Here is an 856-nt window from a genome sequence, read left to right as displayed (position 1 = left end):
AGCCGCTGGCGGGCCTGCGTCAACCCGCCCGACGTCGGGTCCCAGCCCTCCAGACCGCCCCAGCCCTCCACCGCCCCGCCCAGCCGGGCCGCGACCTCCTCGTAGTCGGCGTCCGCGAACAGCGCCATCGCCATCACGAAGTACACCGCCACCCGCGGAGGGATCTTCCCTCCGGCCCGTCTCGCGCCCTTGCCCGTCGCCTCGACGGCCTCATCGACCGCGTCACGCGACACGAACGACGTCAACACTCCCAGCGAGATCCAGTCAGCCAACCCRCCAGGTGCCCCAGCCCCACTCTGATCCACCCATCCGATCATGCCGGCGACCAGGCAAAACATCCGAAACCGACACGCCCGAACAGGAAGATCCACTCAAGCTAAGTGGCATTGCGTTATCCCTAGAAGGGCCTGATTCCATGTAGCGCTGATGTCAAGGAATGCCACCTCGCCGACACTCGCATACATCGCGAATAGAAGGGTGCCCGGCTCGCCGAGAGGCATGCTTCGAGACTTGAGGCCGTCCGAGGACAGCGACTTTGCCGTAGCTGAGACACACTCGCGGCGACTCATGTCGGCGATGGCGACGAAGGGAGTTCCACTCGGGTCGCCGCCCTCAAGCCAGAAGCTGTCGTCCTCCGTAGAGGGCGTGGCGCCGGCCACCATGGTCGTGTCCCACTTGATTCGTCCACGCTCCCAGTGAGAAGGCAGCAGGGTCATCCCTCGACCTCTCGCAGCAGGTCGAGGATCTTGGCGACCTGCTTGTCCAGGTCGGCGTCGATCTCGGCGAGGGGGCGGGGTGGGACGTACTTGTAGAAGTGGCGGGTGAAGGGGATCTCGTAGCCGGTCTTGACCTTGGC

The 856-nt window shown here is 65.4% G+C and carries 1 protein-coding gene; it reads right to left on the bottom strand.

Features of this window, described 5'->3' with window-relative positions; genetic code table 11:
- Positions 1 to 248, bottom strand: a 248-nt coding sequence (locus tag KBI5_RS24105; protein WP_241883163.1) for a transposase domain-containing protein, incomplete at its 3' end; no start/stop codon positions are given.
- Between the last annotated feature and the right edge of the window lie 608 nt (positions 249 to 856).

The sequence above is a fragment of the Frankia sp. KB5 genome, from assembly GCF_002099325.1.
GTDB lineage: Bacteria > Actinomycetota > Actinomycetes > Frankiales > Frankiaceae > Frankia > Frankia casuarinae.
This window is presented reverse-complemented; position numbering and strand designations above follow the sequence as displayed.